The organism is Aureimonas endophytica (assembly GCF_014642635.1).
Taxonomy (GTDB): Bacteria; Pseudomonadota; Alphaproteobacteria; order Rhizobiales; family Rhizobiaceae; genus Plantimonas; species Plantimonas endophytica.
In genome coordinates this window covers 768,289-786,416 of the sequence record NZ_BMIQ01000001.1, presented here as the reverse complement: position 1 = coordinate 786,416, position 18,128 = coordinate 768,289, and the positions used below count along the sequence as shown (strand labels likewise).

General features: G+C 68.6%; 19 protein-coding genes and 3 tRNA genes. 7 read left to right on the top strand and 15 right to left on the bottom strand.

All coding sequences use genetic code 11. The annotated features are described in order from the left end of the window. Positions 1-6: 6 nt before the first annotated feature. The 4 genes from IEY14_RS03985 to IEY14_RS03970 all read right to left on the bottom strand — a co-directional run bounded on the left by IEY14_RS03985 (position 7) and on the right by IEY14_RS03970 (position 4,899). Positions 7-420 carry a TadE/TadG family type IV pilus assembly protein gene (locus IEY14_RS03985; RefSeq protein ID WP_188906887.1) on the bottom strand — a complete coding sequence of 138 codons (414 nt, stop codon included), beginning with the start codon at positions 418-420 and terminating at the stop codon, positions 7-9. Beyond that, positions 417-947, bottom strand: a complete 531-nt coding sequence (locus tag IEY14_RS03980) for a TadE/TadG family type IV pilus assembly protein (protein WP_188906886.1) — start codon at positions 945-947, stop codon at positions 417-419. The genes IEY14_RS03985 and IEY14_RS03980 overlap by 4 nt, the downstream gene beginning before the upstream one ends. Then, positions 944-2,920: a pilus assembly protein TadG-related protein gene (locus IEY14_RS03975; protein ID WP_280515022.1), complete on the bottom strand. Its 1,977-nt coding sequence runs from the start codon at positions 2,918-2,920 to the stop codon at positions 944-946. The genes IEY14_RS03980 and IEY14_RS03975 overlap by 4 nt, the downstream gene beginning before the upstream one ends. A gap of 560 nt (positions 2,921-3,480) precedes the next feature. Next, complete coding sequence (locus IEY14_RS03970) at positions 3,481-4,899, bottom strand: aminotransferase-like domain-containing protein (protein WP_188906884.1); 1,419 nt, start codon at positions 4,897-4,899, stop codon at positions 3,481-3,483. Between IEY14_RS03970 and IEY14_RS03965 the strand changes: the two genes are divergently transcribed. Further along, on the top strand, positions 4,880-5,230 hold the full coding sequence (locus IEY14_RS03965; RefSeq protein WP_244639283.1) for a YjiS-like domain-containing protein: 351 nt from the start codon (positions 4,880-4,882) through the stop codon (positions 5,228-5,230). The genes IEY14_RS03970 and IEY14_RS03965 overlap by 20 nt on opposite strands. Positions 5,231-5,239: 9 nt before the next feature. On the opposite strand, the gene IEY14_RS03960 is transcribed toward IEY14_RS03965, so the two are convergent. From IEY14_RS03960 to IEY14_RS03930, 7 genes are all read right to left on the bottom strand, one after another. Further along, positions 5,240-6,241 carry an alpha/beta hydrolase gene (locus IEY14_RS03960; protein ID WP_188906883.1) on the bottom strand — a complete coding sequence of 334 codons (1,002 nt, stop codon included), beginning with the start codon at positions 6,239-6,241 and terminating at the stop codon, positions 5,240-5,242. Between the two features lie 5 nt (positions 6,242-6,246). Then, positions 6,247-6,768 carry a GNAT family N-acetyltransferase gene (locus IEY14_RS03955; protein WP_188906882.1) on the bottom strand — a complete coding sequence of 174 codons (522 nt, stop codon included), beginning with the start codon at positions 6,766-6,768 and terminating at the stop codon, positions 6,247-6,249. Beyond that, positions 6,765-7,625 carry a 3-mercaptopyruvate sulfurtransferase gene (gene sseA, locus IEY14_RS03950; RefSeq protein ID WP_188906881.1) on the bottom strand — a complete coding sequence of 287 codons (861 nt, stop codon included), beginning with the start codon at positions 7,623-7,625 and terminating at the stop codon, positions 6,765-6,767. The genes IEY14_RS03955 and sseA overlap by 4 nt, the downstream gene beginning before the upstream one ends. Positions 7,626-7,649: 24 nt before the next feature. After that, on the bottom strand, positions 7,650-8,381 hold the full coding sequence (locus IEY14_RS03945; RefSeq protein ID WP_188906880.1) for an alanyl-tRNA editing protein: 732 nt from the start codon (positions 8,379-8,381) through the stop codon (positions 7,650-7,652). Beyond that, positions 8,381-9,424, bottom strand: coding sequence for a cysteine synthase A (locus tag IEY14_RS03940; RefSeq protein ID WP_188906879.1), 1,044 nt, complete (start codon positions 9,422-9,424; stop codon positions 8,381-8,383). The genes IEY14_RS03945 and IEY14_RS03940 overlap by 1 nt, the downstream gene beginning before the upstream one ends. A 152-nt stretch (positions 9,425-9,576) precedes the next feature. Further along, a tRNA-Cys gene (locus tag IEY14_RS03935) sits at positions 9,577-9,650 on the bottom strand. Between the two features lie 76 nt (positions 9,651-9,726). Next, positions 9,727-10,074 (bottom strand): hypothetical protein, encoded by a 348-nt coding sequence (locus tag IEY14_RS03930; RefSeq protein WP_188906878.1) that lies wholly within the window; start codon positions 10,072-10,074, stop codon positions 9,727-9,729. Positions 10,075-10,242: 168 nt separating this feature from the next. Here IEY14_RS03930 and IEY14_RS03925 point away from each other — a divergent pair. Further along, a tRNA-Asn gene (locus IEY14_RS03925) sits at positions 10,243-10,318 on the top strand. Positions 10,319-10,502: 184 nt separating this feature from the next. Here the strand turns inward: IEY14_RS03925 and IEY14_RS03920 are convergent. Next, complete coding sequence (locus tag IEY14_RS03920; RefSeq protein ID WP_188906877.1) at positions 10,503-10,916, bottom strand: RNA polymerase subunit sigma-70; 414 nt, start codon at positions 10,914-10,916, stop codon at positions 10,503-10,505. Between the two features lie 193 nt (positions 10,917-11,109). Here IEY14_RS03920 and IEY14_RS03915 point away from each other — a divergent pair, with 193 nt between their 5' ends. Then, a complete protein-coding gene (locus IEY14_RS03915; RefSeq protein ID WP_188906876.1) occupies positions 11,110-13,191 on the top strand; it encodes an NAD(+) synthase in 2,082 nt (693 codons plus the stop codon). A 16-nt stretch (positions 13,192-13,207) separates the two neighbouring features. Here IEY14_RS03915 and IEY14_RS03910 read toward each other — a convergent pair whose 3' ends face one another. The 3 genes from IEY14_RS03910 to IEY14_RS03900 form a co-directional block, all read right to left on the bottom strand. Beyond that, positions 13,208-13,477: a hypothetical protein gene (locus tag IEY14_RS03910; protein ID WP_188906875.1), complete on the bottom strand. Its 270-nt coding sequence runs from the start codon at positions 13,475-13,477 to the stop codon at positions 13,208-13,210. A gap of 117 nt (positions 13,478-13,594) precedes the next feature. After that, a tRNA-Val gene (locus tag IEY14_RS03905) sits at positions 13,595-13,669 on the bottom strand. 55 nt (positions 13,670-13,724) lie between these two features. Beyond that, positions 13,725-14,402: an HAD-IA family hydrolase gene (locus tag IEY14_RS03900; protein ID WP_188906874.1), complete on the bottom strand. Its 678-nt coding sequence runs from the start codon at positions 14,400-14,402 to the stop codon at positions 13,725-13,727. A 135-nt stretch (positions 14,403-14,537) separates the two neighbouring features. Here IEY14_RS03900 and rpiA point away from each other — a divergent pair, with 135 nt between their 5' ends. The 4 genes from rpiA (at position 14,538) to IEY14_RS03880 (ending at position 18,113) form a co-directional block, all read left to right on the top strand. Further along, the gene (gene rpiA, locus IEY14_RS03895) at positions 14,538-15,236 is read left to right on the top strand and encodes a ribose-5-phosphate isomerase RpiA (protein ID WP_188906873.1); all 699 of its coding nucleotides are present in this window, start codon (positions 14,538-14,540) and stop codon (positions 15,234-15,236) included. A gap of 158 nt (positions 15,237-15,394) precedes the next feature. Then, entirely contained in the window at positions 15,395-15,970 is a 576-nt protein-coding gene (locus tag IEY14_RS03890; RefSeq protein WP_188906872.1) for a DUF2059 domain-containing protein, read from the top strand. A gap of 102 nt (positions 15,971-16,072) precedes the next feature. Then, entirely contained in the window at positions 16,073-17,470 is a 1,398-nt protein-coding gene (gene gor, locus IEY14_RS03885) for a glutathione-disulfide reductase (protein WP_188906871.1), read from the top strand. Continuing rightward, positions 17,457-18,113 (top strand): gamma-glutamylcyclotransferase family protein, encoded by a 657-nt coding sequence (locus IEY14_RS03880; RefSeq protein ID WP_188906870.1) that lies wholly within the window; start codon positions 17,457-17,459, stop codon positions 18,111-18,113. The genes gor and IEY14_RS03880 overlap by 14 nt, the downstream gene beginning before the upstream one ends. Positions 18,114-18,128 lie beyond the last annotated feature (15 nt).

The following is an 18,128-nucleotide window of genomic DNA, read 5'->3' as shown; positions in this document are numbered from 1 at the left end:
CGCGGCTCAGCCGCCGGCCGCCACCGGAAAACGAGCCTCGGCCTTCAGGGCGAGGCTCGTGCCCATGAAGGGAAAGTCATAGGCAATGGCGACGCGAAAGAGCGTCGCCGCCTCTCCCGTTTCCGTGCCGGCCTCGACCTGCTCGGCTTTCAGCGAGCCGAGGCCGCGCCGCTTCGCCTCCTCGACCGCGTAGCATTGCACGCCGCTGCCGCCGCAGCCCGGCATCGGCGCCGCGCAGAGCGGCGAGGCGACGCCGCCGCAACGCGCGGCTACAGCCGCCGTGCTGTCGAGAATCCCCTTGGTCCAGAGCGCCAGCGCATAGTTGGCGGTGGCGCAGACGATGAGCATCAGGACCGGCGCGACGAAGGCGAATTCCAATGCGCTGGCGGCCCGGCGGTCCTCGGCGAAACGCGCGATCATTCGACCCGCACCGTCGCCTGGTCCGCCATCCGGTCCGCGAGCAGCGAGCCGGCCAGCGTGGCGAGAAAGGGCGGCATCGGCAGATCGACGGCGATCGTGACGAAGCGACCGGCCGGGCTGCCATCGGGGCAGGGTGCCGGCGTCGAACCGGCGTCGCGCCAGGAGGCCTCGTCCGCGGCGAGGCAGAAATAGCGACCGGCCCGCGAGGTGTCGGCAGCCGCGTTCAGCCGGACCGCGACGCTCGCCGCCTCGCCGAGACGCGCATGCAGGCACTCGTTCAAAGTATCGCGGAGCCGCGAGAAGCCCTCGGCATTGGCGAGCGCGGCCTCGGCGGAAGCGAGATGCGCCGCTTCCGAGACGGCCGCCGTGAGGCGCATCCGCAGGTCGATGGTGAAGCCGAGCGCCAGGATGCCGCCGGCGAGAAGGAGCAGTACGGGCAGGAGCAGCGCGAATTCGGTCGCCGCGACGCCGCTGTCGGCGCGCGCGAAGCCGGGCGGCCGGGCGGCCGGAGAGGCAGGGGGCGTCATTGAATCAGCCGGGGACGGGACGCGGAGGGAGAGCGTGAGCCGCAGCTCTGCATGTCGAGGGCCGCGTATTGATAGATGTCGAGGATGCCGGCGACGATCTGGAGACAGCCCTTCTCCGGCCGCACGACGCTGCCCTTGCCGTAGATCGAGGCATTGGTGCGCGGCACGTAGATGAGGCCGGACAGCGTGTCGGTGACCGGCGCCGACTTATGGAGGTTGAAGGCGCCGCCTTGGACGACGATGAGAATGTCGCGATAGCCGTATCGGGGCGCGTTGGCAAAGGGCGCGGTCATGGTCATCGCGCCGGGGCCGTAGAAGCTCGTCGTGCCGCCGTCGAAGGCGAAGGTCGTGCCGATCGCGGTGAGAGTGCCGGTCGGCAGCGAGAACGAGCCGCCGCTGAAGAAGACGCTGCTGCCACCCGTCTCGGCCGAGCCGCCGGCGCCGAGCGTCACGGCGCGGCCGCCGAAGCTGGCGCTCCCGCCGTAGAAATCGAGATCGCCCACCCCGAAGCTCGTCGTCGAATTGGCGTCGAGGCTGAGCGAGCCGCCCTTGAAGGCGAAGGGCCCGCGCCCGAAGCTCATGACGCCGCCGACATTGGTGACGGTGCCGCCATAGAAGAGAAACGGGCCGTCGCCGAAACGGATCGTGCCGGTGGACGCATTGGCGAGCGACCCGCCCCAGAGGCGGAAGGCGCCCGAGCCGAATGTCAGGGTGCCGAGCCCGTTCGTCACCGTGCCGCCGTCGAGCGTATGGATGCCGTCGCCGAAGGCGAGCGTCATCGCGCCGTTCTTGATCCCGGCGCCGAACACCATGTCGCCGTCGCCGAAGCTCATCATGCCGGGCGCGCCGTTGTCGACATCGCCATGGATGGAATAGGTGCCGTCCGGGAAGATCAGGCGGCCGGCGCCGTTGCGGATGTATTTCTTGACGACGAAGGTAATCTGCGCCCCCGGCGCCGCCTCGAAGCTCGTCCTCGTCGAGTCCGTCGCGTCGATATAGCCTCCGATCACGTAGCACCCGGCGCCGAGGACCAGCCGGTTGTCGCCCGTCAGGATGAGATTGCCGGCGATGGTGGTCGGCGTCCGGCAGGTGGGATCGGCGCCGCCGCCGGAGAAGGTCAGGGTCGAGGAGGCGACGGCAAGATTGCCGTAATGCGACGCGGCCTCGATCGTCGCGGTCGCGCCGGCGAAGGCGCCGTCGGCACCCTTCGGCACCTCCGGGTCGAGGAGCTTGGCCGGTTGCTGGTGGCCATAGGGCCAGCCCGGCGAGCGCATGCGCGCGAGCCGCGTCTTGATGGCGAGGAGGCGCTCGTCATTCGCGAAGGGATCGGTGCTCGCCACGCCATAGTCGAAGGCGGCCTTGTCCAGCGTGACATTGGCGGGGGCGCAGAGATAGGGCGCCTCCTGGCGCGCCTTGTATTTCACGCTGGCGGCCCGCAGGATGACCTTCGCCTTATGGCAGGCATAGAAATAGGTGGCGGCGCGCAGCTTGCAGCCGGGGCCGCCGGCGACGGCGCTGTTGTAGATATTCGTCGGCCCGACCAGCGATTGCAGGCAATCGCCGACATTCGAACTGCGGACGCCCGCCCAGGCCTCCGCCGCGACGGGTAAGACGGCGTTTGAACGCACGAAGGATGCGAGACCCAGCTTCGCCTCCTCCGCGATCCGCGCCTTGATCGCCATGGCGCCGTCGCCGAGCGGCGAGGCGGCGGCTTCGATCTGCAATTTCTCCGGCGCGAGGCCATTGCTCGCGGCAAGGCTCCGGCCGGCGGCGACGGCGGCGGGATCGAGGCGCCCGCCATGGATCGGATCACCCGAGGCGGCGGCGGCAAGGACCGAAAGATCCGCCACCCGTTGCAGATGCAGCGATTGCAGATAGGCGTTCGACAGTTCCAGCGCGAAGGCGCCGACCGCCATCAGGGCGATCAGACAGAACACGGTCGGGACGGCGATACTGCCTTGGTCGCATCGCAAGTAACGTCGTATCAACGCGGGTCGTCTCCAGCCGGCTCCAGTCGCGAGTCCAACCAGGATAATCGTTAGCTGAGACCACGTCGTTAATGACGGCCGCCTATCGCATGTTTTCTCGGCTGACAAGCGCCGTAATTTTCAGTTGTATTCCGCGTAAGACATAGATCTACCGCCAAAATCGCTGTGACGACGCAGCAAACGAATGAAGATCAGCGCGAATGACTGAAGGGAATAGTAGCCATGCGCAATGTGCATGGCGATTCAGGCGAGCCCTCCACGCGGCGGCGCTTGCTCGATCCCGCGAACCGGTCCCCGAGGACGAGAGCCATAGGCGAAGGTGTCGGGCGGTGCCGCCGCTCACATTGAGGTGACGTGACTCGGCAGCCATCGGAGGAGATGGCTCGTCGCTTCGGCTTCGGGGCTGGCCGATCCGATGGCGCGAAGGCGTCCGCCTCCGTTCGACGCCGCGTCGGCGCGACTGGCGCGCCCGTCGATCGCCCGTCGCTGACCCGGAGCAGAGCTGCCTCGTCGCCGATCCGCATCGGCGAGGCCGGTTTCGATCGCTAGTCTTCGCCGCCATAGCCGGCGGCGCCGCTATCAAGAAGCCGGCGGAGGCGGCGCAGACCGGCTTCCACCTCGCGCCGCCCGGAGGAGGAGAAGGCGATGCGCACTCGGTGGAAGGTGCGCTCCAGCCGGTCGGCCTTGAACTCGTCCTCGTCGTCGATGAGGATGTCCTCGCGCAGCGCCGCGTTCTTGAACGTGCCCGACAGCCAGGGCTCCGGCAGTTTCAGCCAGAGGAAGGGCAACTGCGGATGCGAGGCGACGTCGTAGCCGGCGAGGATCGTCTCGGCGAGGCCCTGGCGCTCGCGGATCTCGGCGATGGCGCTCCGGCGGATCTCGTCGGCGGCCCCCGATAGGACCAGCCGCGCGCCGGCTTCCGCAAGCACGAAGGAGATGCCGCCCGTCGTCATCTTATGCGTCACCTTCAGCCGGCGGGCGAAATGCGGCGGGCAGGCGACCCAGCCGCCCCGCACGCCCGCCGCCACCGATTTCGACAGGCCGCCGACGACGAAGGTGCGCTCCGGCGCGAAGCTCGCGACAAGCGGCGTCGGATCTTCCGACAGGACGCCGTAGATCTCGTCCTCGATCAGCCAGACGCCGTGCCGCCGGGCGATCTCGGCGATGGCGCGCCGCCGCTCCTCCGGCAGGACGGCCAGCGTCGGATTCTGCGCCGCCGGCATGAGGAAGGCGAGCTTGGGATGCTGTTGGGCGCAGACGCGCTCGAAATCCTCCGGCACCATGCCCTGTTCGTCGCAGGCGACGATGGCGGTGCGCCGTCCGATGAGGCGCGTCGCGCGGCTGAGCTGGCTATAGGTCAGGGCTTCGAAGGCGATGCGGTCGCCCGCCGCCGTCACCGCCGAGACGACGGCCAGCGCCGCCGCATGGGCGCCATGCGTCGGCACCACGCATTCGGGCGCCGGGCTCCAGCCGTTGCGTGACAGCCAGCGCTGTCCCGCTTCCAGCCAATGCGCCGGATGGCTGCGCGAATAGCTCGCGACTTCGAGCGGATGTTCGGTGACGATCGCGGCGAGGACGGCGCCGATCGCCGGCCCCTGGCCGATATCGGGCGCCGCCGTCGTGTCGAGCCGCAGCTTGTCGCGCGGCGCCTCCTCGTGCCGTGTGCCGGCGTAACGTTCCGAGAAATGGTCCGCCCCGGCGCCGGGCGCGCTGGTCGTGTCCTGGCCGAGAATATAGGTGCCGCGCCCGACCTCGCCGCTGACGATGCCGCGCTCGCGCAGCAGGCTGTAGGCCCGGCCGATTGTGCCGATTGTCACCCCGAGATCATAGGCGAGGTTGCGCTGTGGCGGCAGCTTGTCGCCGGACGCAATCGCACCGGCTTCCACCGCCTGTTCGATGGCCTCGGCCAGACGGACATAATAGGGGCCGTCGCCCGCGGCGGGGGTGATCGTCCATTTTGTCATGGTGACAAAAAGCTATCTTGCGCGGCTGATGAGGTCAATCGTACAAATTGTCACCGCTTTACGGGAATGTTTGGGTGACAATATGTTCAAGGACGATTGGGACGACGGATTGAATCGGTCCTGGTGGCCGACGCGGCCTGTCGCGGCCGGCTGGCGCGTGCCGTCGCCGGCCGAAGCGCTGCTTCTTGGCTGTCGCGCCTGGTTGCGGCGGACGCTGCTGCGGCGCTCGCGGCGGGATCTCCTGGACCTGACCGACGACCAGCTTCGCGACATCGGCGTCAGTCGGCCGGACGCGCTGCGCGAGGCGCATCGCTCCTTCCATCTCGACTGAGACGGGTTCTCAGGACTTCGGCAGCGCCGCGATCCAAGCGGCGATGCGCGTCGCCAGCGGCTGCGTCGTGTTCGGCGACAGGAGATCGCCGGCCAGAATATGTTGATCCGCCGTCTGGCTGTCGGTGACTTCCACCGCCTCCTTCGGCGCGGTCCAGCGCTCAATGACGCGGCGGGTCGCTTCCGGATCGACCACCTTGTCGTTCGGCGAGAACAGGAACAGCGCCGGGATCTTGATCGCGGCGATGTCGCTGGTCCGGGCGGCGCGCACCGCCGCGCCCATCGGCAGGACCGCGACGCTCGGATAGGGCGCGGTCCAGACGGCGTTGACGCGCGGATCGGCCGAGGCCTCGCCGCGCTCCTCGCCGAACAGCCAGGGCGCGAAGTCGCGGGCGAAGGGCAGGTCGAGCACGAAGCTCCAGCGGTTGTTGACGCGCAGGTTCGGCGCAAGGAGCACGAGACCGGCGATCTCCCGCGACAGGGTCGGATCGCTGGCCGCGAGGATCGCGAGCGTGCTGCCGGTCGAATTGCCCATGACGACGACCCGCTCGCCGAGGCGGTGTCCGATGGCGAGGGCTTCCGCGACGTCGTTCATCCAGTCGTCGACATTGGCCTGCGGCATCGCCGCGCCGTCGCGGCCATGCCCGGCGAGGCGGGTATAGAAGAGATTGGCGCCGAGCGCCTTCGCCACGAGATCGGGCAGGGGGCGAAGCTCGCCCTTCGAGGCCGAGAAGCCGTGGATGAAGACGATGGCGAGCGGCGTGCGGGCATGGCTCGCCGGATAGGCCCAGACGATCTCCTTCGCCGCTTCGGGGCGCAGATTCGGCACGTCGGCTTCCGTGCGGGCAAGATAGGCGTCCGGGTCCGGGCCGATGACCGCCGGGTCGAAACGGATCGCATAGGTCGCCGGCTCGCGCGGGCCGAAAAGCCAGAGCGCGCCGAGAACGATCGCGAGAAGGGCGAGAACGGCCACGAGGATCCGCAGAATGGTGCCGGCCCGGCGCTTGGCCATGATGATCAGTCCTCGATCGCGGGCGTCGCGACGAAGCGTTTGTCGACGCAGACGAAGCCGGCTTCGGTATAAAGGGGCAGGGCGGCCGGATGGTCGAGCGAGTTCGTCTCGAGGGTCACGACCTCAGCGCCGGTCGCGAGGGCGGCCTCGATCGCCCGCGCCAGGAGATGGCGGGCGAAGCCCTGGCCGCGAAATTCCGGCATGATGCCGAAATGGACGATGCGCGTGCGCCGTCCCTGCCGGCTGGCTTCGAGCTCGAACCAGCCGACGGGGCGTCCGTCCGCTTCGAGGACGAAGACCGCCATGCCGGGGGCATGGATCTGCGCGCTCAGCGCCGCGTCCGGCAGAAGGCGCGAGGTCCAGTGATGCGGCCGGCCGACGGCATCGTAGAGATGGCGGTAGAGGTCCAGCGGAATGCGCGCATAGTCGCGCAGCACCAGATCCGCCCCGACGCGCGGCGGCGCGACGCGCGGCGCCGGGCCGCGCCGCTCCATCAGCGAGACGACTGCCTTGACGAGATGGGTCAAGGGCGCACCGGCGCCGGTCCGGTCTCGACCGGCGTATCCGAGGCCGAACCCCATTCGGTCCAGGACCCGTCATAGAGCTTGGCCGCGTCGTTGCCGAGCGAGGCCAGGGCGAGGCTGATCACGGCGGCGGTGACGCCCGAGCCGCAGGAGGTGACGACCGGCGCCGCCGGATCGAGCCCGGCGCCGGCGAAGGCCTGCCGCAGGCCCTCGGAGGGCTTCAGCCGTCCGTCCGCCACGAGTTCGGTGAAGGGAAGGGAGCGGGCGCCCGGCATATGGCCGGAGCGCACGCCGGCGCGCGGCTCCGGCGCGCGTCCCTCGAAGCGCTCGCGCGAGCGGGCATCGGCGATCTGGACGTCCCCGGCGGAAACATGCTCGCGCATCTCGGCGAGAGCGACGACGGCCCCGGCGTCGAAATGCGGGGTGAACTGGCGGGGCTGGAGCACCGCCTCGCCCGAACGGATGGTGAGACCCGCCGCGCGCCAGTCCGGAAAGCCGCCGTCGAGAATCCGCACGTCCTTCGCGCCGAAGGTGCGGAACAGCCACCAGACGCGGGGCGCCGAGAACAGCCCCATGCCGTCATAGACGACGATCGAATCGGTCTCCCGGATGCCGAGCCGGCCGACCGCCGCGGCGAAGACCTCCGGCGAGGGTAGGCTATGGGGCAGGCTCGCCGCCGGATCGACCACCGCGTCCTGGTCGAAGAAGACCGCCCCCGGAATGTGACCCTCCAGAAATTCGGCGCGCGCGTCGCGATTCTGCGCCGGCAGATACCAGGAGGCATCGACGATCGACAGCCCGTCGGAGCCGAGGAGGCCAGACAGCGCCTCGGGCGGGATCAGATGGGGATTGCTGCCCATGGAATTATCCTTTCGGTCCGCCTATCAGGCGGGCGCCCGACCGAATCGAATGCGGAAGCGCCGGTTGCTCTTACCCTTCTTCTCGATCTTGCCGATATGTACGTCACCGATTTCGCCCGTCGAGCGCACATGCGTGCCGCCGCAGGGCTGCGTGTCGATCGCGCCGTCCGTTCCGATGCAGACGAGGCGGATGCGGCCGGAGCCGCGCGGCGGGCGCACATTGGCGGATTCCACGAGACCCGGATTGGCGTCGAGCTCGGCATCGGTGATCCAGCGCGTGAAGACGGGATGATCGGCGGTGACGAGCGCCATCAGCCGTTCCGTCACCGCCGCCTTGTCGGCCTCGGCTTCGGGGATGTCGAAATCGATGCGGCTCTCCTCCTCGCCGACCGCCGCTCCCGTGACCGGAAAGGGGCAGACGACGGAAAGAAGATGGCAGGCCGTGTGCATGCGCATCAGCTTGTGGCGCCGCGCCCAGTCGAGTTCGAGCCGCAACGTCTCGCCCGGCGCCGGCAAGGGGCCGTCGCCCTCGGCCGGCGCGAGGATGGCGCTGCGGTCGGCGCCATAGACGCTTTCGGCGACCCGCAACGCGCCGCCCGGCCAGATGATGCGCCCCGTATCGCCCGGCTGGCCGCCGCCGGCGGCGAAGAAGACCGTGCGATCGAAGACGAGGCCGCGCGCGCCCTCGATCCGCAGGAGTATCGCCTCCGTCGCGGTCAGATAGGCGTCGTCCTGGTAGAGCTGCCTCGTGTCCATCAGGCGGAAGGCAGGAAGGGAATGTCGAAGCCGCGCTCGCGCGGCTCCATCCAGGCCGGCACCGGCAGGTTCTTCGAACGCAGGAAGTCCGGGTTGAAGAGCTTCGACTGATAGCGGTTGCCGTAGTCGCAGAGGATGGTCACGATCGTGTGGCCGGGACCCATCTCGCGCGCCATGCGGATCGCGCCGGCGATATTGACCCCCGACGAGCCGCCGAGACAGAGCCCCTCTTCGGTGAGGAGGTCGAAGATGATCCGCACCGCCTCCTCGTCCGGGATCTGATAGGCGAAGTCGGGATGGAAGCCTTCGAGATTGGCGGTGATGCGGCCCTGGCCGATGCCCTCGGTGATCGAGGAGCCCTCGGATCGCAACTCGCCGGTCGTGTAGTAGCTGTAGAGCGCCGCGCCCATCGGATCGGCCAGCCCGATCTTGATATGGCCGCTATGCTTCTTCAGCCCCTCGGCCGTGCCGGCGAGCGTGCCGCCGGTGCCGACGGCGCAGACGAAGCCGTCGACCTGGCCGCCGGTCGCGCTCCAGATCTCCTCGGCCGTCGTCACGACATGGCCGTCGCGATTGGCGACATTGTCGAACTGGTTGGCCCAGATCGCGCCTTGCGGATGCGTGGCGGCGAGCTGTTCGGCAAGGCGGCCGGAGAGCTTCACGTAATTGTTCGGATCGCGATAGGGCACGGCCGGCACTTCCACCAGCTCGGCGCCCATCAGCCGCAGCGCATCCTTCTTCTCCTGGCTCTGCGTGTCGGGAATAACGATCACGGTGCGGTAGCCGAGGACATCGGCGACGAGCGACAGGCCGATGCCGGTATTGCCCGCCGTGCCTTCGACGATGATGCCGCCCGGCTCCAGGAGCCCCTTCTTCTCGGCGTCCTGAATGATGAACAGGCCCGCGCGGTCCTTCACCGACTGGCCGGGATTCATGAATTCGGCCTTGCCGTAGATCTCGCAGCCCGTCTCCTCCGAAGCCCGATTGAGCCGGATCAGCGGCGTGTTGCCGATCGCGCCGAGAAGGTTGGGATGCCTGGACATGGGATGATCGAACGAGCCTTTCGCGGTGAGCGGGAAACTATTGCCCGCATCCGCCCCTGGCAAGGATCATCGGCGCGCCGAAACCGCGCAAAGCCGTGATTTACAAGGATCGAGAGAAAAGCCCGGCCAAGACTCGCTTGCCGGCGTCGCGTTGGAGGCCTCGTCCGGAATCGAACCGGAATACAAGGATTTGCAGTCCTCTGCGTAACCACTCCGCCACGAGGCCTCACCGGGGCTTACCTACTGAAGCACGTATCGTTCCGCAAGAGCCGTGTGCGAAGAGAAATGCCGGGCGGCCGGCCTCAGGCCTCGATCGAGGGCCGGGCGGCGGGGCGGGGGGCCACCGGTGCCGGCGGGACGGCGAGCTTCGCCTCGGCGCGCCGACGCCGTTCCGCCCGCCAGCGGGCCCAGCGCACCGCCGTGCGCCGCCGTCCCCGCCGCACGAAGGCGATGTCCATCGACAGGATCATCAGCCCCAGCGGAATCATCCAGACGCCAAGGATCGGCAGGAAGGCGAAGCAGCCGCCGATAATGAACAGGATGCCGATGGCGATCCGCGCCGCCCGCGAGGCGGGAAGCGTCACGCCCCGACCGAAGATTTCCAGCCGGCGCCCGCGCAGGCTGAAGAAGCGGGGCAGGTTGCGTTCCATCCGATCTGAGTTCCTTCGCGCCTCGTGCGGGGTGAGACAAGAGATGGGAAGCGAATGTGGCGGGTCTCGCCTTGTTCCCAGAAATCTCGCCGGAAAGTTCGCCGACCCGGCTTGGCAAGCTCGGAATCCTTCGCTATACGCTGCCCCACGCTCGGAAACGGGCAGCGTTCCCTGATAGCTCAGTTGGTAGAGCGTTCGACTGTTAATCGAATGGTCGCAGGTTCGAGTCCTGCTCAGGGAGCCATTCAAATCTCTCCTCGATTGATCGACACTATGAAGCGGCTCGAAACGCGCCTTTCGTGAGGCGACGATCGCTTGCGGCCGATCGGTCCGCCGTCTTCGCCTCGTCGGTTCGGAGCGGGTGAGGCGGGGATCGTCGCCGCTCCCGGAATCGCGCGAGCCGGCCGCTCGGCGCCGAGCGGCGGCGTTCAGAAATCGCCGAACATCAGCTGCGCCGGGCCTTCCTTCTTCGAGGCGCGGCGGCGCGGCGCCTGAACCTCGTCGCGCTGGCGGCGCATGCGCTCCTTCGCCTTGTCGCGCGCCACGGCCTCCGGCGCGGCCGGGTCCTCGGTCAGCCACTTGCCGCGCTTGATCACCTCGTTCACCCGGCCCTGGTTGACGCCGATGCGGAAGGCGATCTCCTGCTGGGTCATCTTCGTCTGCTCGTGCAGTTCGAGAATGCGCCGGGCGATGTCGGGCGTCATCTTCTTGCCGGTGATGCGCCGTGCGGGGCGAATCGAACGCTTGGCCTTGTCGCGCTCGCGCAGCGTCTCCAGCACGGACAGCGCGGAGGTGAGGCCCTGTTCGCGCAACGCTTCCTCGAATTCGCGCAATGTGGTCACGGCCAAGGCCTTTCGCAGTTTCCGGTCCGACGACAGGGTCCTTTAAGATTTGGCATGGCGGAGAACAAACGCAAGACGTTTGTTCTCTTTTCGGTGCGCGTCCACCGATCTCGGCGCGCCATCGCGCCGTCGGCCATTTCTTTGGCCGGGCCGGCGGCCTATCTCTGCGGGCGGTTCCACCGGTTCACTGCGAATGACCCCCGATCCGCGCCGCTTCCATTCCCATCATCAGCAGGGCTTCGTGCGGATCGGCGTCGCGACGCCGATCGTCGCCGTCGCCGATCCCGCCCGCAACGGCGCGGCGGCGCAAGAGATCGTCGAGCGCGCCGCGCGGGAGGCGGTCGATCTCGTGATCTTTCCGGAACTCAATCTCTCCGGTTATGCGATCGACGACCTGCATCTTCAGGATGCGCTGCTCGGCGGCGTCGAGGCGGCCGTCCTGCGGCTCGCCGAGGCGACGCGCGATCTCCAGCCCGTCATCCTCGTCGGTGGCCCGGTGCGGCGCAACGGCCGCCTCTATAATTGCGCCATCGCACTCGCCCGTGGCCGCATTCTCGGCGTCGTGCCGAAGGTCTTCCTGCCGAACTACCGCGAATATTACGAGAAGCGCTGGTTCGCCTCGGGCCATGGCCTGTCCGGCCTGACGATCGAACTCGCCGGACAGGAGGCGCCCTTCGGCACCGATCTTCTCTTCAAGGCCGAGGATCTTGCCGATTTCGTCTTCCATATCGAGATTTGCGAGGACTATTGGGCGCCGACCCCGCCTTCGACGGAAGGGGCGCTGGCGGGCGCGCTGATCCTCTGCAATCTGTCCGGCTCGCCGATCACGGTCGGCAAGGCCGAGGACCGCTCGCTCCTGTCGGCCTCGCAGTCGATGCGCTGCATCGCCGCCTATGCCTATTCGGCGGCCGGCACCGGCGAGAGCACCACCGATCTCGCCTGGGACGGGCAGGGCTCGATCCACGAGATGGGCGAGCTTCTCGCCCGGTCGGAGCGCTTCGCGCGCGAGCCCCAGCTCATCGTCGCCGATGTCGATGTCCAGCGCATCCGCCTGGAGCGCATGCGGGTGCCGACCTTCAACGACGCGGCGGCGCGCGCTGGCCATCCCGAGACCCGCTTCCGCAGCGTGAGCTTCGCCCACCGCCCGAGCTTCGCCGATGTCGGGCTCCGCCGCGCGCAGCGGCGCTTCCCCTTCGTGCCGGATACGCCCGAACGGCTCGACCAGGACTGCTACGAGAGCTTCAACATCCAGGTGCAGGGCCTCGTGAAGCGGTTGGAGGCGACGCGCGCCAGGCATATGGTGATCGGCGTCTCGGGCGGCCTCGATTCGACCCAGGCCCTCATCGTCGCGGCGAAGGCCTGCGATCTCCTCGGCCGGCCGCGCGACACGATCCTTGCCTATACGATGCCGGGCTTCGCGACGGGGGACGAGACGAAGGGCAATGCCTGGACGCTGATGCGTGCCCTCGGCGTCGAGGCGCACGAGATCGACATCCGCCCGGCGGCGCGGCAGATGCTGACCGATATGGGCCATCCCTTCGCGCGCGGCGAACCCGTCTACGACATCGCCTTCGAGAACGTGCAGGCGGGGCTGCGCACCGACTATCTGTTCCGTCTCGCCAATCATCGCGACGGCTTCGTCATCGGCACCGGCGACCTGTCGGAACTGGCGCTCGGCTGGTGCACCTATGGCGTCGGCGACCAGATGAGCCATTATGCGGTGAATGCCGGGCTCGCCAAGACGCTGATCCAGTATCTGATCCGCTGGACCGTCGCGACCGACCAGCTCGGGCCGGAAGCCGGCACGGTGCTGAAGGCGATCCTCGCCACCGAAATCTCACCCGAACTCGTGCCGGCGGGCGAGGACGGCGTGATCCAGAGCACGCAGTCGAAGATCGGCCCCTACGAGCTGCACGACTTCTTCCTGTTCCATATCCTGCGCTACGGGCTGCCGCCCTCGAAGACGGCCTTCCTCGCCTGGCATGCCTGGCACGACGCGGCGGCAGGGCGCTGGCCGGCGGGCTTTCCCGAGGACGGCAGGAACGCCTACGATCTCGCCACCATCGCGCGCTGGCTGGAAAGCTTCCTCTGGCGCTTCTTCCAGACCAGCCAGTTCAAGCGCAGCGCCATTCCGAACGGGCCGAAGATCTCGGCCGGCGGCAGTCTCTCGCCGCGCGGCGACTGGCGCGCCCCGTCCGACAGTCTCGCCGATGTCTGGCTGGCGGAGCTGCGCGACGGCCTGCCGGAGGCCGCCTGGCCGCGCCGCGCCGGCTAGCGCTTCGCCGCGCGGTTCACCGCCGGGGCGATTCGTCCGTCGTCGGCGAGATGGAATAGCGCTGACGGCGGCCGACCAGCATCATCGGAATGCTGGCGAAGGACAGGACGAGGGCGATCGCCATGAACGGGCCGATCGTCGGGTTCTCCTCGACGGCGGTCGTATAGAAGGTGAGATAGATCTCGTAGAAAAAGAAGGGCGGGGCGAGGGTGAAGAGCAGGGCGCCGGCATAGCCGAGCGTGCGGAAATGCGTGGTGACGTAGGTCTGGGGATTGGGGTCCGACATCGGGCGGCCTCCTCGCGCGCTCCGCGAGCCATGGCAGCCAAGCCTTGCCTGCAACTGGCAGATCGGCGCCACGCGAGGATGGCGGCCGCCGGTCGATGACGATGATGGAGGTCGTTATGGTGGGCGCGACAGGGATCGAACCTGTGACCCCCTCGGTGTGAACGAGGTGCTCTCCCGCTGAGCTACGCGCCCTTCGCGCCGTTCGGCGCGTGACCATGCGCCCTCATAGGCGAGGTCGAGGCGGGCGTCAATCGCGTCCCGCGCCGATCAGGCGATGGCAGAGCTCCGGTCCGAGCTCCGCATAGCTCGTGACGATCGCCGAAGCCTCCGTCCGGGCCCGCAGGTCCGGGGCATAGCCGAAATCGACGAGGATCGCGGGCAGGCCGGCACCGGCGGCGGCGTCCGTGTCGGTCGCCGTGTCGCCGATCATCACGCTCGTCGCCGGGATGCCGCCGGCACGGGCGATCGTGCCGAGGAGATGGGCGGGATGGGGCTTGCGCTGCGCGAAGGTGTCGGCGCCGCAGATCGCCGCGAAGCGTTCGGCGAGGCCGAGCGTTTCCATGAGAATGCGTGCGAGGCGCTCGGTCTTGTTGGTGCAGATCGCGAGCGTGAAGCCGGCTTGCGTCAGGCGGTCCATCGCCGCGACCGCGCCCTCGAAGGGTCGGGAGGCATCCGCGATATGGGCCTCGTAGAAGGCGAGGAAGCGCGGCAGCTGCTCGTCGAGGTCCGCCGGCGAGAGGAGACGGCCTTCCTGCCGATAGGCCTGTTCCAGCATCACCCGCGCCCCGTGTCCGGCGAAGGGCCGGACGGTCTCCAGCACCGTCGCGGGCAGGCCGGCGGCAAGTAGGCAGTGATTGAGGCTCGCGAGAAGGTCCGGCGCCGTGTCGACCAGCGTTCCGTCGAGATCGAAAACGGCGAGCGGCATGGGGTCGTCCTTGGTCCGGGAAGCCGCTTCTCCGCCGGCCCCGCCGCAGCGTCAAGCGGCACGGTTCGACAGGGGCGGACGATTCGGCTAGATCGCGGGAAAGGCCGCTCGCACGCGGCGCGGGGAGGGCGGGCCATGGCCGACGCGGCATCGTTGAAGGACAAGGTGGGCCGGGCCGCCCTCGCGCATGTCCGCGACGGCATGCGGCTCGGCATCGGCACCGGCTCGACGGCCGAGGCCTTCGTCCGCGCGCTCGGCGAGAAGGTCGCCGGCGGTCTCAGGATCACCGGCGTCGCCACCTCGGAGCGCACGGCCAGGCTCTGCGCCGAATTGAAGATTCCGATCGTGACGCTCGAGCAGCTTCCCGAACTGGACCTCACGATTGACGGGGCGGACGAGATCGATCCGCAGCTGCGCCTCGTGAAGGGAGGCGGCGGGGCGCTCCTGCGCGAGAAGATCGTCGCGGCGGCCTCCGGCCGCATGCTCGTCATCGCCGATGCCTCCAAGACGGTGGCGACGCTCGGCGCCTTTCCGCTGCCGATCGAGGTCAACGGATTCGGCCTGATGGCGACCTATCTGGCGATTCGCCGCGCGGCCGACAGGCTGGGCCTTTCCGGCGAGATCACGCTGCGGCGGGCCGGGGGCGAACCCTTCATCACCGATAACGGCCACCTGATCCTCGACGCATCTTTTGGCCGCATTCCGAACGCAGAAGCGCTTTCGGAAGCCCTTCATGCTGTTCCCGGCGTCGTGGAGCATGGCCTGTTCATCGGCTATGCCAAGGCGGCCCTCATCGCCGGCGACGACGGAATCAGCATTCTCGGCAATCCCTAGCCGCCATGCGGCCGGGGCCGCCGGCCGCTGTCGCCATCGCCTTTGCGGGCACGGCGCGGACGGGGCTTGCGGCTTCGCTGGCCGATTGGTTAGGAACGCCGCCGGATCAACGACCTACCGGGCGCGCGCATCGCCTTAGGGATGGAGACAGGACTGTCATGGTTCTCATGAACACGATTCGCGGCGGGATTCTCGCCGTCGTCGTCGCCGGTCTGGCGGTGACGGTGCCGGCCGCCGCGCAGGAGATCGCCCCCTCGCATCTCGCGGCGGCGCGGGCGGCGGTCGACGCGATCGACTCGACCGAGCAGTTCGACAACATCCTCATGAACGCCGCGACGCAGATCAAATCCGATCTCATCGGCAGCAATCCCGACATGCAGCCGCAGATTTCCGACATGGTGGACGACAAGGCGCTGGAGCTCGCGCCGCGCCGCGCCGATCTCGAGACCGAGGTCAGCCGCGTCTATGCCAAGCTCTTCACCGAGCAGGAACTGAAGGACATCGCCGCCTTCTACAATTCCGCCGCCGGCAAGAAGCTTCTGAAGCAGGGCCCGATCGCCAGCCGCGAGATGCTGGCGGCGGCGGATGTCTGGTCGAACGGCATCCTGCGCGACCTGCGCTCCAAGGCGGCCGAGGGCATGTCCCAACTTCTCGCCCAGAACGGCAGCGGCGCGACGCTGCCGGGCGGCGCGGCCCTGCCGACGACGACGGCGGGCCAGGCCTCCTCGCAGTAAGCGCGCTTTCGCAGGCGCGGGCGGGATCGAGGCGGCCTTGACGGCCGCCTTTTCTTTGTTGTCGATCCCGCAAATGTCGCGGGGCGATGAGGGGCGGCTTCGATGAGCCAGGCATATGACTACGATCTCTTCGTCATCGGCGGCGGCTCGGGCGGCGTGCGCGGCGCCCGCCGGGCGGCGATACTCGGCAAGCGCGTCGCCATCGCCGAGGAATATCGCTTCGGCGGCACCTGCGTGATTCGCGGCTGCGTGCCGAAGAAGCTCCTCGTCTACGCTTCGCAATTTCCCGAAAGCTTCGAGGATGCCGCCGCCTATGGCTGGACGGTCGGCGAGACGAGCTTCGACTGGCCGACGCTGATCGCCAACAAGGACCGGGAGATCGCCCGGCTCGAAAGCATCTATCAGACGAATCTGGCGAAGGCCGGCGTCGAGCTGTTTCCGACCCGCGCCGTCCTGGAAGGGCCGCACGAGATCCGCCTCGTGGACCACGGCCGCCGCGTTACGGCCGAGACGATCCTTGTCGCGGTCGGGGGGCGCGCCAGCCGCCATCCGAGCCTGCCGGGCGCCGAGCATTGCATCACCTCCAACGAAGCCTTCCATCTGAAGGAGATGCCGCGCTCCGTCGTCATCCTCGGCGGCGGCTATATCGCGGTGGAATTCGCCAATATCTTTCTCGGCCTCGGCGCCAAGGTGACGCTCGTCTATCGCGGCAAGGAGATCCTCCAGGGCTTCGACGACGATCTGCGGCACGAGTTGCATCAGGCGATGGCGCAGAAGGGCATGGAGATCCGCTGCGAGGAGGCGATCGAGCGCGTCACGCGAGGCGACGGCGGCCGTCTTGCGGCGCATCTTCTCGGCGGCGACGTGATCGAGGCAGATCAGGTGATGCTGGCGATCGGCCGGCAGGCCAATACCGAGAATCTCGGCTGCGAGGCGGCGGGGATCGCGCTGGACGAGCGTGGCGCCGTCAAGGTGGACGACTATTCCCGCACCTCGGTGCCCCATATCTTCGCCGTCGGCGATGTGACGCATCGCGTGCAGCTGACCCCCGTCGCGATCCACGAGGCGATGTGCTTCGTCGAGACCGCCTTCCGCGACAATCCGACCAAGCCGGATTTCGAGACGATCCCGACCGCCGTCTTCTCGCAGCCCGAGATCGGCGCCGTCGGTCTGACGGAGGCCGCCGCCGCCAAGCTCCTGCCCGAGGTCGAGGTCTACCGCGCCCGCTTCCGCCCGATGCGCCAGACGCTGACGGCACGCAGCGAGCCGATGGTGATGAAGCTGGTCGTCGACGGCGCCAGCCGCCGCGTGGTCGGCGCCCATGTCCTCGGACCGGATGCCGGCGAGATGGGCCAGCTTCTCGGCATCGCCGTGAAGGCACGGCTGACTAAGGAGGATTTCGACCGCACCATGGCGGTCCATCCGACGGCGGCGGAAGAGCTCGTCACCATGTACGAGCCGAGCTACCGGCTGCGGAACGGCGCGCGTGTCGAGGGCTGAGGCGCCGGGGACGGCGTCCCTCCATCCCGATCACCCGGACTTCGCGCGGCTCGCCGCCGAGGGCCGGGTCGTCGCCTATTTCGGCTATGGTTCGCTGGTCAATCGCGACACGCTGCGCACCAAGTTCCTGGCGGTGCGCCGCGCCGCCGTCACCGGCTGGCGGCGCTTCTGGCTGCCGCGGCCGGAGGTCGGCATCGCGCTTCTTTCGGTGCGCCCCGCGCCGGGGCACGAGACGCAAGGCGTCGTCGTCTACGATCTCGCCGACCATCTGCCGGCGGTGGACGAGCGCGAGGCCGGCTACGACCGGCGCAGCCTCGGCCCGGAGGTCCTGACGATCGAGGCCATGCCGGACGTGCCGGTGCCCGTCTTCCTCTACGAGGCGACGCGGACAACGGAAACGGCGGCGGAGACCGGCTCGGCCATCCTCCAATCCTATCTCGACGCCGTCCTGCAAGGCTTCCTCGCGATCCATGGCGAGGCGGGGCTGGAGCGGTTCGTGGCCGAGACGGAGGGCTTCGAGACCGTGGTGATCCGCGATCGCGCCGCGCCGCGCTATCCGCGCGCCGTCCGGCTGCGGCCGGGCGAGGCGGAGCGCTTCGACGCGCTGCTCGCCGGGCGCGGCGTCGCCTTCGCGGACGACTGATCCGACCGGCGTGAG